The 14159-nt window shown below is 40.8% G+C and carries 10 protein-coding genes; 3 read left to right on the top strand and 7 right to left on the bottom strand.

The features are described from left to right. Positions 1–87: 87 nt before the first annotated feature. The 3 genes from J4E76_RS04570 (at position 88) to J4E76_RS04560 (ending at position 3431) form a co-directional block, all read left to right on the top strand. Complete coding sequence (locus J4E76_RS04570; protein ID WP_208501591.1) at positions 88–1368, top strand: efflux RND transporter periplasmic adaptor subunit; 1281 nt, start codon at positions 88–90, stop codon at positions 1366–1368. A 1-nt stretch (position 1369) separates the two neighbouring features. Further along, positions 1370–2704: an ABC transporter permease gene (locus tag J4E76_RS04565; RefSeq protein ID WP_208501590.1), complete on the top strand. Its 1335-nt coding sequence runs from the start codon at positions 1370–1372 to the stop codon at positions 2702–2704. Positions 2705–2810: 106 nt separating this feature from the next. After that, positions 2811–3431 carry a hypothetical protein gene (locus J4E76_RS04560; protein ID WP_208501589.1) on the top strand — a complete coding sequence of 207 codons (621 nt, stop codon included), beginning with the start codon at positions 2811–2813 and terminating at the stop codon, positions 3429–3431. Between the two features lie 337 nt (positions 3432–3768). Here the strand turns inward: J4E76_RS04560 and J4E76_RS04555 are convergent, their stop codons facing one another. From J4E76_RS04555 to J4E76_RS04525, 7 genes are all read right to left on the bottom strand, one after another. Next, positions 3769–3906 carry a hypothetical protein gene (locus J4E76_RS04555; RefSeq protein WP_208501588.1) on the bottom strand — a complete coding sequence of 46 codons (138 nt, stop codon included), beginning with the start codon at positions 3904–3906 and terminating at the stop codon, positions 3769–3771. 126 nt (positions 3907–4032) lie between these two features. Then, positions 4033–5577, bottom strand: a complete 1545-nt coding sequence (locus J4E76_RS04550; RefSeq protein ID WP_208501586.1) for a RagB/SusD family nutrient uptake outer membrane protein — start codon at positions 5575–5577, stop codon at positions 4033–4035. Between the two features lie 28 nt (positions 5578–5605). Then, entirely contained in the window at positions 5606–9010 is a 3405-nt protein-coding gene (locus J4E76_RS04545) for a SusC/RagA family TonB-linked outer membrane protein (protein ID WP_208501583.1), read from the bottom strand. Positions 9011–9121: 111 nt separating this feature from the next. Next, entirely contained in the window at positions 9122–10159 is a 1038-nt protein-coding gene (locus J4E76_RS04540; RefSeq protein WP_208501579.1) for a FecR family protein, read from the bottom strand. 84 nt (positions 10160–10243) lie between these two features. Beyond that, positions 10244–10771, bottom strand: a complete 528-nt coding sequence (locus J4E76_RS04535) for an RNA polymerase sigma factor (RefSeq protein WP_208501577.1) — start codon at positions 10769–10771, stop codon at positions 10244–10246. A 308-nt stretch (positions 10772–11079) separates the two neighbouring features. Beyond that, entirely contained in the window at positions 11080–13320 is a 2241-nt protein-coding gene (locus tag J4E76_RS04530) for a sodium-translocating pyrophosphatase (protein ID WP_208501575.1), read from the bottom strand. 136 nt (positions 13321–13456) lie between these two features. Further along, positions 13457–14155, bottom strand: coding sequence for an SDR family NAD(P)-dependent oxidoreductase (locus J4E76_RS04525; protein WP_208501573.1), 699 nt, complete (start codon positions 14153–14155; stop codon positions 13457–13459). Between the last annotated feature and the right edge of the window lie 4 nt (positions 14156–14159).

Below are 14159 nucleotides of genomic sequence, written 5' to 3'. Positions count from 1 at the left end.
ATGTTAAATAAGGGTTAAAAATTATTAATATAATTTGAATAAACTATTTTTTTAGTTAAATAGGCTTCAACTCAAAATCTAAACAACATGAAAAAACGATCGCTCCTCATAGTCGTGGGTGTCTTTATCGCGGCTGTGATATTTTTTATCACAAAGGTCAATAAAAGTTCGGCAGAGACCGGTGAGATATTTGCCACTGTTCAAAGGGGGGAATTCAGGTCTGAAATTATTGCCTCAGGAGAACTCTTTGCTAAAAGCTCGGTTCAAATCAGAGGACCTGGGGGAATGCAGTCTGCTGGTATTTTCCAAACGAAAATCGAACATATCATTGAAGAAGGCACTGTAGTCAACAAGGGTGATTATGTTGCACGATTAGACCAAACTGAATTAGGTACCAGACGCCAGCAGCGGATGTCAGATTATACTGTGAGTACTTCACAGTACACACAAGCTAAGCTCGATTCTGCGATTGAATTGCGAAAGGCCAGAGATGCCATGGATAAACTTTTGTTTGATATTGAGAAGAAGAAGTTGGTTCTAGAAAATTCTGAATTTGAACCTCCGGCAGTTGTAAAGGAGAAGCAGATGGACCTTGATCGTGCCGAGAAGCAGTATCAGCAGGAGCAAGAAAACTATGAACTGCAGAGGCAAAAGTCCGTGGCTAAAATGAAAGAAGCCGAGGCTAAGATGAATGATGACAAAGCAAAACTGGATGCGCTCCTTGAATTGCAAAAGCAATTCACCATTATGGCTTCTGAACCCGGTATGCTGATTTATCGCAGAGACTGGAGGGGAAACAAGTTAGGGGTAGGCGCCCAAGTTAGTGCATGGGACCCTGTAGTAGCTACACTTCCGGACCTGACGAAAATGGTGTCTAAAACTTATATCAATGAAGTAGATATTAACAATGTCAAAAAAGGTCAAAAAGTGGATATTGGTTTGGATGCTTTTCCAGACAAAAGACTTACCGGCCTAGTAATAGATGTTGCGAATATGGGGCAGCAAAGGCCTAATTCTGATTCTAAGGTTTTTGAAATATCAGTTCAAGTTCATGAGTCGGACACTACACTTCGTCCAGGTATGACTACCAGCAATAAGATTATTGCGGAGGTGTTATCTGATGTGATTTTTATTCCGGTAGAGGCAATTCATAGTCAAGGCGATTCCATTACTTATGTTCTTACTAAGGATGGTAGTAGTACTGTACGTCAGGAGGTACTTCTAGGTAAGTCAAACTCTGATGAGGTGGTTGTCTTGAATGGCCTTGATGAGGGCAGCATGATTTACTTGTCAGACCCTGATGGTATGGAAAGTAAACCGCTCAGGCTGATCAATAACGGGAGTAAGGCCATCGCCAAAAAGGATTAAAATGATCCAGAGGATTCTCTTAAATATGGCCATAGCCTCAGAGGCTGTGCTTGCCAATAAGATCCGCTCTCTCTTGACGGCACTAGGTATCATTTTCGGTGTGGCCGCAGTGATTGCTATGCTGGCTATTGGTTCAGGTGCTCAGCAAGAGATTCTGGAACAAATTGAGCTTGTTGGTGTGAATAATATTGTGATTAGCCCTGTGGTCGAACAAAGTGAAGGAGATGTTGAGGCAGAAGAAGGTACCGTTGGAACACAAGAGACCAAAAAGAATCTTTCGCTCGGATTGAATTTTATGGATGTCGAAAGCATTCAGAAAATTGTTCCTGGGATAGAAATGATCAGTCCAGAAATCGTTTTGGATACAGAGGTGACACGTGAGGGCTTTCGAAGAACGGCTAAACTGGTAGGTGTGGATAATACATTCTTTCAGATATCAGGTTTCGACTTGGATGAGGGAGAGTTTTTTAATCAAGAGCAAATACAAAAGGGTGTACCTGTGTGTATTATAGGTAAAGCCATTAAATCCAAGTTTTTTAGCCGAGAGGAGCCGATCGGTAAATACATTAAAGTTGGCAAACACTGGTTAAAAGTGATAGGAGTGCTAGAAGAGAGGGTAATTTCCGATAAGAGTATTACTAACCTTGGAATAAGGGACTACAATATGGATATATATACGCCATTAAGCACTGCTCTAATTCGCTATGAGAATAGGTTAATGGTGACCAATTCATTGATTCAAGAAGCGAGAAGAAACCGTAATCAAGATCAGTCAGGTATTAATTATCACCAGCTTGACAGATTGGTGATCAAAGTGAGCAATACAGACCAGATTAATTCCATTGCCCAGGTGATTTCAAAGATGCTGAGTCGAAAGCATAGCGATGTAGTAGATTATGAAATCACTATACCGGAACTATTGTTGAAACAACAACAACGGACTAAGAATATCTTTAATTATGTTTTAGGTGGTATTGCAGGTATCTCTCTTTTAGTTGGTGGCATAGGTATTATGAATATCATGCTTGCTTCAGTATTGGAACGAATCAAGGAAATTGGCTTGAGGTTATCCTTAGGTGCTAAGAAAGTAGATATCATCTATCAGTTCTTGTTAGAAGCGGTGATGATCAGTTTTTCGGGAGGAGCAGTAGGTGTTATACTGGGGCTTACGATTGCCTTTGGAATAGCCGAATTGGCCGATATTCCTACGATTGTAAGTGGCTTCTCAATCTTACTGTCTTTTGGTGTTGCCGTCACAGTAGGCATTATTTTCGGAATTGCACCTGCTAAAAGAGCTGCTAATCAAGACCCAATTACCTCATTGCGATATGAATAGATGTCACTTTCGACTGCTTATAACGTTGTAGTGACATAAGTCATGATTTCGGCTCTGGCTTGGTTTTTGAACGAACAGTTCTGAAATTGACTTAAATTTGATCGTTATGCATATAAGAACAGTAGTAATCCTAATGCTTTTCACTATGTCATTGAGTGTTCCGGCACTTTATGGACAAAAGACTGAAAAAGCCAAATCAGAAAAACCTTTATCAAAAAAGGAAAAGAGAAGGCTTGCCAAGGCCAAGAAGCTTGAGGATAAAATTCAAGATGTGATTGCGAAAGTTGAGGCACGTGATTTCGTGATTAAAGATGATGGTGTCAGTAGTGGAAGTAGTAGTGGTTTGTATCCACAGTCCGGCTTGGTTAACTTCTTTAGGATCAAGGATGATACAGTTACTTTCCAGCGCCTCGGTGCTAAACCTTTGGGTACGGGTATTCAGGAAGAAGAGGTTATCAATAAATTTCAGGGAATTATCCGCAGTGTACAAGTGGTTGAGGCAAACGCAACAACACCACCAAGGATTGTAATTAGTTACCAAGACCGAATTACTCAAGATTACCGAAGGACAGTCATTTTTATTTTCCCAAGCCGTGTTGAAGCAAGACGTGAAGATGGTACAGGTCTGGTTATAAGAGGAAAACATTATTCTATTGCCAAGGCCAGAGTACGTGAATTGGGAATTAATTCTGATAGGATTTTGGTAGAGACTGCACAACGCTATTAGCTCTTAAATCAATCTGCTTGGAATGGTCTAGTGGAAACTTTATAGGAGTAAGCATGAGAAATAGACGCTGAGATTAATTCAGTTCAAGAAATATTTAATAATCCTCATACGGTTCAGTGTGAGGATTTTTTGTGCACATATGAGACTTTGGAGAAGAATTATCTAAACTTGTGTCAGGTATATTTGTCAATGAGTTGTTATTAATGTAGGGTTAGAAATTTTAAATTTTCTATATTGAGACCTAGATAAATAAAAAAGCTGGTTCTCGTATAGAACCAGCCCTCTAAACAAATTACATACTGACTAAACGAAAGCGAAGTATGTTTCTTTAGTGCTCTTAGAATAGCAGAAAGAGGCCAATTGTAGTCTTTTTCTGCCAAGCACTTATCTCTTTTATTTCTTCGAAGCGTAGTTGTTCGTTTAAGGCACTGAAGTTTTCATTGTGACAGTCATCCAATTCAATAGATGATTTCAATCACCGATTTTTTCTCAGTTAAAACTCTTCTTGAAATACCGGAGTCCTCATAATTCTACTTTCATCGTCAGATTAATTTGTTGATGAGAGATGCTAGAATAACACCCCTCATCAATCCTTTATTTCTTATTCAGATCCGTCAGGGTTTCCAAGTCCACCAAAAGTGTAGTTAGGAATTCCTAGTGCCTCCAACTCAGAAGCAGGAACTGGCAAACTCAATGGAGTACCAGGAGGAAGCTTCAAGTCTTCAACAGTCGTAATCCTTCTCGCCAAATATCCATTAGTGGAAGAATGCCAGCTTAGCTCAACCAAGCGTTCATATGTTACTTCTCTGAGTAGTACATCATCACTTTCTGCACCAGTCAAAGGAGTCAGGCCTCCACGATCTACTCGTGTGGAATTAATCAACTGAGCGGCTTCTGCTTTATTGCCACCTGTTCTAATCAAAGCCTCAGCTCTCAACAAGTTGTTTTCAGTAACTGTGAAGTGAGGCATTGGGCCTACCAAATTGTCATTCACAAAGTAGATATAGCGGCTATAGCTATAGTTTCCGAAAATGTAGAATCCACGATCAGATCTGAATGGTACATTACTATTATAAGTAAAGTCTGTCAAGATTCTCTGATCTCTTGGAGTCGTAATCTCAGGATAGCTCAAGACATTGTCTTGCCATGGATATGGAGCAGTAGGATGATTGGGGTCTGTATCAGCTGGGTTGAGAATATCTCTTCCGCCAGATCCACCTTCCATCATGTTAATCAATCGCTGTGGTATACGAACCCAGCCAGCAAATTGACCATTCCTCAATGCTCTAGTCCACCATTGGTTACCACCGTCACCATTTGGTGCGATGTCCATAGTCAAGCCATTCGTAGTCAATTGAAGTACTTCATTCCAGTCAGTTTCGTTTACTGTCTGGTCTGCATTTCTAGCAGAGAACACTTCAATTTTTGCAGCATAAGACCGTGCAAATCTTGCTGCTTCTACAGCAGGTAGCGTTACACCGTTAAATCCGTTGAATGTAATATCTGGATTAGCATCAAATATGGTGGCAGCTTCTAAGAACCTCGCCTTAGCAGCGTCCGCACATTCCCGGTAGTTCGAAAACTCCAGAGAACCGAGCTCTTCATCCGTTAATTCCTCACTAACAATGAAGCCGCGATCGAAGATCAACGATACCCAGCCGAGTGCAAGACCCTGCATCATTCTCGCATTCGCTAGAACAATAGGGGTATTGTCTTGTCCTGTAACGGGATCAATAGCCTTACCTTCAAAATTGGCGTTCATTACCTTGAGTACATCATTCACAGGACCAATAGAGTTGTAAATTCCTCTCCAAGGGTTTCTGTTCACAAGTCTGGTAGATGCCGTGTTTGAGTTGACAAAAGGTCTTGGCGGTATTCTGCCGCCATCAAACATCGCATAATTAGTCCATGATGATGAGAATACTTGGGCCGCAACGCTCAAGTACATATTAGGATAAGATATCTGCGTTTGATTCCACCACTGCCCGTAAGCCCCCTGCACTAGGGCAGGGAACTCAGCAGGATTAGATAAAACACCATTAATATCTAATGCATTTAAGTTTTCAACTTCTAAGTCTTCGCAACTGACAAATCCGATTAGGAGTACTGCTGCTAAGACTGATTTTATATTTCTTTTAAGTTTCATAAAAGTCTCGTTTAATGTTATCAATTGACTAAAAGTTCATTGAGATAGAACCTGAAAATGTTCTGATCAATGGGAAAGCATAGCCATCAAACCTCGCATTGATTCCACCCATAGTTGGGTCGAAACCACGATACTTAGCAAACAGCAAAACATTGTTTGCGATAAAGCTGAGTTGAACACTCTTGAATACATTGGCCATTCCCAATTTCTCAAGTGTGTTATTACCTAGTTCATAGTTGACAGAGAGTTCTCTCAAACGTACATGAGATGCGTCTTCGACATATTCTGCATTCAATCTTCTACCATTGTAGATAGACTGACGGAAAGCTGTCCAGTGTCTTTGACCTTCTGGTCTGTCTGCCTGGTCGTAGTCAGGACCAAGCCCGTCTCTATCGAGTGCTTGAAGCCCAGAGTTATATACATCTCCTCCGATTTGAGCCTCCCAGAGCATATAGATGTTTACATTTTTCCATCTGAATGCCGTTCTTAAGCCAAGGTTAAGGTCAGGGCGAGCATTACCGATTACAAGCTCTTGCTCTTCTTCGCCATCCTCATTTACTAGTGGTACTACGCGTTCGTTATTAGTAAACTGAGTGCCCGCTGGAATTACGAATCCTAAATCGTTGATTTCATAATCATCAATAGTAGAAGTGTTTCCAAGTCCAGCAAACTGACCGTTTAATACTATGCCGTTCTCGTCCACAGTAAGTTCAGACAAAGATTTTGCGTACCTTCTTCCGTACATCTGAGTCAACTCACTACCTTCTCTCCAAATACCTGCGCCAGCGGCTAATACCTGAGGTGCGTTGAATTCAGTAATGGTTTGAACAGTTCTATCAGCAACTAAGTCAATCTTTAAACCCATATCCTGCTTTTGAATGGCGTTGTAACCAAGCGTAAACTCAAAAGTGTTTGTAGATAAGGTAGCAGCATTCTGTACTTGAGTGGATCTACCACCTGTTGCTGCTACAGAGATTGGTACTGTCAATACCTGATCTCTGTTCTCTTGCTGAGAGTATGAAGCCAAGAAATCAAATCGATCTAAGAACTCACCACTTAAGGTAAACTCTGTCTCAGTAGTAATATTTGGCTTAAGATTCGGGTTTGCTAATTGCTGAGGAAATGAGATTAAACCATCATTTACATTTGCAATTTCAAATCTATCGTTGAATAAAGGTCTACCACCTGCTGTTCCTAATGAAGCTGATAATTTCAGCTCTTGGAAGCTAGGAATGTCAAAGTCTTCTGTGATTCTATATGCAGCAGAAACTCTAGAGAACCATTGCCATCTTTCGTCCTCTCCAAACAGAGAAGAACCATCATAGCGTACTACAAAGTCAAGGATATACTTATTCAAATAATCTCCACCTACTGCAAAGGCATAACTGTCAGATCTAATCTGGATATCTCTTGTGTCTGTAGCTGATAAGAACTGGTAGCCTAAACCGCTTGTATCAGCTCTTGCTGCTGCTAGATTATTGAAGTTGCTAACACCTAAAAAGTCGGCATCAATAGTAAAGCCTTGGTCTTGACGATCCTCATACTGGTACTTCAATGTAGATCTTAGGTTGAAATCTCCAAAGTCCTTCACATATGTCATTGCCGCACTGGCATTGATTGAGAAGGTTTCAGCAAAACCTCTGTCTATATCACCTTGAGCAGGATCACCTACTACTGCCAAGTAACCCGGGCTCTGAAATGCCTGAGAATTGTCCTGACGCGTATCAAAACCAAAGATACCTGTGAATTTCAGGTCATCGGTGATTGCTAAGTCAGCCTGTGCACTACTAATGAATCTTTTTCTTACACGCTCATTGAAATTGTTACTCAATACATAGAACGGATTGAAGAATGAATCTAGAATGAATGAGTTAGCATCATAGTTAAAAGGACTTCCATCTTCTTCATTTGGAGCAAACCAATCTGCATCAGGAGAAGCAAATATCAAACTACCTATATTTCTAGGTCTTCTGTCATCTCTATCCCAGATGTATCTAGCTCTAATTTTCAAGTCAAGACGATCGGAGAAGTTTTGGTCTACGCCAACAGCGAAGTTGTAACGCCTGTTACCCTCATGTAAGTCAATACCACCTGTCGCGTTTTGTTGCTCAAATGAGACGCTTACATTACCATTAACAGTTCTGTTACTCAGTCTTATGTAATTTCTGAAAGATGTACTGCCACCGAAGAAATCCTCCAAGTGATCTCTATAATTTGCAAAAGGAACATCATTGATAGAAGGATTCTTATCTAAAGCAAGTCCATCATTATCCGTAATAATGTTACCATTAGCATCGGTCTGCTTGTTATGGAACCTGGCTTTTTCTGGGTGACGGCCCCTGTATGTATTCTCAGAGATAACCTCACTTCTGAAGAAAACATTGGTTTGACCTACAGCTAGTCCCTGTCCAGATTTGGTGTAAATAGCAATTACACCATTTGCTGCACGAGACCCGTAAAGCGTGGCTGCCGAAGCTCCTTTCAGTATCTCATATCGTTCAATATCTTGAACACTAATATCAGATAAACTGCCTTCCAGGATAGCACCATCTAAAAGCACTAAAGGACCATTGCCGGTTCTTAAGTTTGTGGCGCCTCTTAATAGAATTGCTGGACCAGCACCGGGAACATTACTAGGGGAAACTCTTAGGCCAGCTACTTTACCAACTAAAGCGTTGCCGGCATTTGCTGCAGGTGCTTTGGTAAGTACATCGGAATTAACAGATGCAATGGTAAATGAGAGTTTTTCCTTTGGAGTGGCTGCTGCTACACCGGTAACAACAAAATCATCGAGCTCTTTAGCATCAATCTGCATTACGATGTTAAAAACAGCCAGATTCCCAATGGCAACTTCTTGTGTTTGGAAGCCTAAGAATCTAAACTCAAGTGTTTGCGCATTGTCAGGGACTGTAAGGCTAAAACGACCATCCAGGCCAGTCTGAGTACCTATTGTTGTGCCCTTAACTCTTACCGTAACTGTTGGAAGAGGTTGGTTGTCCTCCGCGCTAACTACTCTACCGGTGAGTGTTTTTTCCTCTACTACAACCACTCTGTCGACATTGTCTCTCGGGTTGTTGATGACTTGAGCTACAGAAATATTCTTATCAATCTGCTTGAAGTTCAGTGCTGCACTTCGAGAGATTGATTCTAGTATATCTGCTACAGTATATTCGCCCTGAGGAAGATTGATTTTTACCTTACGGTTGATGTCTTTCTTCTTGTAGAAAAACTTGAAAGGTGAGATGCCTTCGATGTTTTTAAAGGCCTCAGTAATGCTGACCTCTCGAAGTTCTAAGTTAACTTTGTAATCCCTAATGCTTTGAGCACTAGTACGGTTAGCCATTAGTGATGATATCAAAAAAACTTGTAGCACTACCCCGTAGAGACAGTACTTCACACTTCGCTGCAACGAAGCCATGTATATATTTTTCATATATTTGCTCGTGTTTTTAGTTAAACATATAGATAGTAAGTCCAAGGTAGTCCTACTGCAATAGGCTGCCTTGGCATTTTTTTGGACTAGTTTTTCTTCATTGGCATTCCTTTAGTTTGTCAGCTTAATCATAATTTGTTTTTCGTTTATTGTACTCTCAAAGCCCATTGTATAACCTAGGGTGTTGAGTATATTTTCTAGGCTCTGTCTTTCAAAACTTCCCGTTCCCTCATAGGTCAGTTTTTCAAATCCTTCACCTCTAACTTCAATATTTACATCATACCATCGCTCAAGCGTTCTTATAATGCGAGCAAGAGACATGTCTTCAAAATTCAGACTATTGTCTTTCCATGATAGCACTCTTTCGGGCTGAAAAGTGCTTTTAGACCACTTTTGGGAGGCTTTGATCAGAACAACCTGTTCATTAGGGCTCAAAAATATTTTGAATTTGTTCGTTGGATTTTTACTCCTTTTGACTTTTACCTTCCCTGTAGCCAATGCAATGGAAGCACTATCTTCATCACCATAGTCGCGCACATTAAACGAGGTTCCTAAAGCTCTAGTGATAAGATTTTTGGAGGTCACTATGAAGGGGAGGTTCTCATCTCTGGCTACTTCAAAAAAGGCTTCTCCTTCTAAAGTGATTCTTCGATTGTCGATACCGAAGTTTTCGTCATATGTGATCTTAGTCTCTGAATTGAGAATAACTCTTGAGCCATCTCTTAAATTGACAGTACTTCTATGGCCTCTAGGGGTGTTCTTTTCAATTTGCCCAGCGAGAAAAGGTTCTTGGTCTGTTACAGTATTTTGAGATGTGATAAAGTAACCTGCCGTAATCACCAGCGCAAGTATGGCGGTGATAATTACCCAAGAGTTATTTCTTCTGTTTCTAACGATGACTCTCTTTTTAGGAGTTTTCGTTTGAACGAAACCATTTTTCGAAGCGATTTCAGATCGGATTTTAGTGGTTAGACCGGCTTCGTCAATATCATGGATGTTGCCATCATGAGTTTTCTTCCACAAAGACTTGAGTAGGTCATTAGTGGTTTCCTCATCAAGGTCGCTGATTAACCATTCGTGTAGCTGATCTAATTCCTCTGGGGAACAGTCCTCTTTTAAAAAATGATATATCAGATTTTTATCTTCCAAATGGTTAAAAAATAATGGTACCTACTTATAAATACACTAAGAATGGAGATTGCCGTTACTCTCCACAAATAAAATGTTGTTCACCTATATTGAAATTGAATCAGTATAGATGTGTATTGACTTTATAGCTTTCCTTATTTGTCCTTCTACCGTGTTGATAGAAATATTGAGTCTCTCACTAATTTCTCGATTGGATAGTCCCTGAAAGCGGCTCAACTCAAATATGAGTCTTCGCTTAGGAGGGAGCGCCTCTATGGCCTTATGGAGTGTCTGCTCCATTTCGCGAAAGAGTACGTCTTCCATAGTGCTATTGCCCACTAGCAAGCCATCAGTTACTTCTAATGACCCTTTGTATTTCTGATTATCACGGATTTTATTGAGTGTCAGGTTTTTTGCTATCCTGAATAATAGACCATCCACAGACAAGTTTAAGTCTAGTTTATCTCTATTATTCCAGAATTTCACGAATACGTCCTGACAGACCTCTTCCGCTTCTTCCCTCGATTTTAGTAGGGCATAGCAGAAATTGAAAACCTTAGAAAGGTTTAAGTACACGAATTCATCCAGAGACTTTTCATCTCCGGCTTTTAGTTTTTCTAGCAACCGCTTCATAAAGCCAATACTTTAAGTACCGAGAAATACTACGCTGCTAGTCTGAAGTAATTTGTTTAGAGTGTGTTGTTTGTGTAACGAGTTTGACCAAGAAAAGAACATATGCTGTTGATTGAGTTTTGAATAATTGACCTAAAATGCTAACGCATACTGTAGATTCGAGTTTTACAAAACCTAATATTTCGTCAAACAATCTTTAAAACCTACCTATTCTACACAATTCAACCTATGAACTCCCCTTATGTGGGAAAAAAGAAAGGTCTCGAAATTTCGAGACCTTTGAAACTATCTTTATTTAAATGGTGGTATTATTTCACCTCAGTAATCATTTCGTCAACTTCATCCATGTGAAGTTCTTTTGTGTCGTCATTGATCACTTTAAGATCATCAGCATGTGAACCAGTTCCGGCAATCTCTCCCAAGATAGGAGCGATAACAAGACCAATCAAACAAGTAAGTTTGATAAGAATGTTCATCGAAGGTCCTGAAGTATCTTTGAATGGATCACCAACAGTATCACCAGTTACAGCAGCTTTATGAGCTTCTGATCCTTTGAAAGTCATCTCACCGTCAATCTCAACACCAGCTTCGAAAGACTTCTTAGCGTTGTCCCATGCTCCACCAGCATTGTTCTGGAAGATGGCCCAAAGTACACCTGAAACAGCCACACCAGCCATATAAGCTCCAAGAGGCTCAGCACCCATAGCGAATCCAATGATGATAGGGAAGATGATGGTGATGGCACCCGGAAGCATCATTTCTCTGATAGCCGCCTTAGTAGAGATATCAACACATTTTCCGTACTCAGGTGTTGCAGTTCCTTCCATAATACCTGGAATCTCTTTGAACTGTCTTCTTACTTCTTTTACCATTTCCATGGCTGCTTTACCAACTGACTCCATAGCGAGTGCAGAGAATACAACTGGTATCATACCGCCAATGAACAATGCAGCAAGTACGTCTGCTTTGAATATGTTAATTCCATCAATACCAGTGAAAGTTACATAAGCTGCAAACAAGGCAAGTGCTGTCAAAGCAGCAGATGCAATGGCAAAACCTTTACCAATTGCAGCAGTAGTGTTACCTACTGAATCAAGAATGTCTGTTCTTTCACGAACTTCGTCAGGGCAGTCGCTCATCTCTGCAATACCACCAGCATTATCAGCGATCGGTCCGAAAGCATCAATAGCCAATTGCATGGCCGTAGTTGCCATCATAGCTGAAGCAGCGATACCTACACCGTAGAAGCCGGCTAGTTCGTAAGCTCCCCAGATAGCACCTGCAAATAGAAGGATAGGAGCGAAGGTTGATTTCATACCAGTTGAAAGACCAGCAATAATGTTTGTTGCTGCACCAGTTGATGAGTTTTGAATAATACTCATTACTGGTTTTTTACCTATAGCAGTATAATACTCTGTGAAGTAGGAGATAGCAGCACCTACAAATAGGCCTACAAGGACAGCTCCAAATACTCTAAGTGAAGTGATTTCAACAATACCTTCACCAAACAATCTCATTTGCATTGTGGCAGGTAGCATCATGTCGATAAGGAACCAACATGCAATCGCTGTCAATATAATTGAGCCCCAGTTACCTTTATTCAAGGCTGCCTGAACTTCAGATTCTTTTGCGTCATTATTACTGATTCTAATGATCATTGCACCTAAAATAGAGAAGATGATTCCTGCACCAGCGATAACTAATGGTAATAGAATTGGTCCAATACCACCAAAATCATCAGTAATAGCACCACCCATATCTTGGATCACATAGTTACCAAGTACCATTGATGCTAGCACAGTAGCTACATAAGAACCGAATAAGTCGGCACCCATACCAGCAACGTCACCTACGTTATCACCTACGTTATCAGCAATTGTAGCAGGGTTTCTTGGATCATCTTCTGGAATACCAGCTTCAACTTTACCTACAAGGTCAGCACCTACGTCAGCAGCTTTTGTATAGATACCACCACCAACTCTGGCAAAAAGGGCAATTGACTCAGCACCTAAAGAGAAACCTGCTAGGGCCTCTAATACTACTGTCATATCACCTGTATTGGTCCACTCTCCATCCATGAAGAATTGGAACAAGAAAATAAATAGCATACTAAGGCCGAAAACCGCTAGACCGGCAACACCAAGTCCCATTACGGTTCCACCTGTAAACGATACTTTCAAAGCCTGTGGAAGACTTGTTCTTGCAGCTTGTGTCGTTCTTACGTTAGCTGCTGTGGCGATTCTCATACCGATGTTTCCTGCAAGCGCAGAGAAGAATGCACCAATAACAAATGCTACTACAATAAACCAGTGTGTAGTTTCTACTAGTGTAGAGATGACGCCTAATAAAATTCCAGCAACTACAACAAAAATAGATAGTACTCTGTATTCAGCACTAAGGAATGCAAGTGCTCCCTCACGGATGTAGTTAGCAAGGTCCTGCATTTTTTGATCGCCTGCATCTTGTTTGTTCACCCATCTTGATTTGATGATCATGACTAGCAAGCCGATTAGACCCAGAACGGGTACTGCATAAATTAGATATGACATATTTTAAAGTCGGTTAATTTTTAAGACCCGCAAAGATAAGAGAACCCCCTAAAAAATGAAAACATGTTTCAGATTATATCTTAGACATGTTTTAATGATTTAACTGCTTGATTGAAAGGGAGTTGTGTGTTTTTTACTATGGCTTAAGGGCGCCAACGCCACCATCAATTCCAATGATTTGACCTGTAATCCAGCTAGACTGGTCTGATAGTAGTAATAATGCCGTGTGAGCAAGATCTTCCGGTTGGCCAAATCTGCCAATCGGGTGTCGTTTGTTAGACGCTTCTTTCTTGTCATCATTGGCCAGAAGTCTCTCTGCTAATGGTGTCTCGGTTAGCGATGGAGATAAGACATTTACACGTATCTGGTGCATGCTCCATTCGGCTGCCAGAGACTTACCTAAGCCTTCAATGGCTCCTTTGGATGTGGCAATGGAAGAATGAAAGTTCATACCTAGTTTGGCCGCCACAGTGCTGAATAAGATGATCGAAGAGCTATCGGCTTTCTTCAGACTTTTAAATGCACCCTGCAATACTTTTATGGCGCCCATCAGATTTATATCAAAATCGGCTTGAAAGTCTTCTATCGACAGCCTGTGGAAGGGTCGAAGGTTAATCGTGCCGGGGCAATAAACCAATCCATCGAGAACCTCAGGTATAAACGATAGATCAGGGGATGGCTCAGTGATATCAAGGTTGTGATGGATGACATCAGATAGGTTCGGATTATTTCTGGATGCTGAAATTACTTCTGCACCTTGCTTCAAGAGCAATTCAGCAAGACTTCTACCGATACCAGAGCTGGCCCCAACAATTAATATTTTCTTTCCTATCATATCC

This window comes from Roseivirga sp. E12, assembly GCF_017592825.1.
Lineage (GTDB): Bacteria > Bacteroidota > Bacteroidia > Cytophagales > Cyclobacteriaceae > Roseivirga.
The sequence above is the reverse complement of the archived record's forward strand: the minus strand, read 5'-3'. Positions and strand labels throughout refer to the sequence as shown.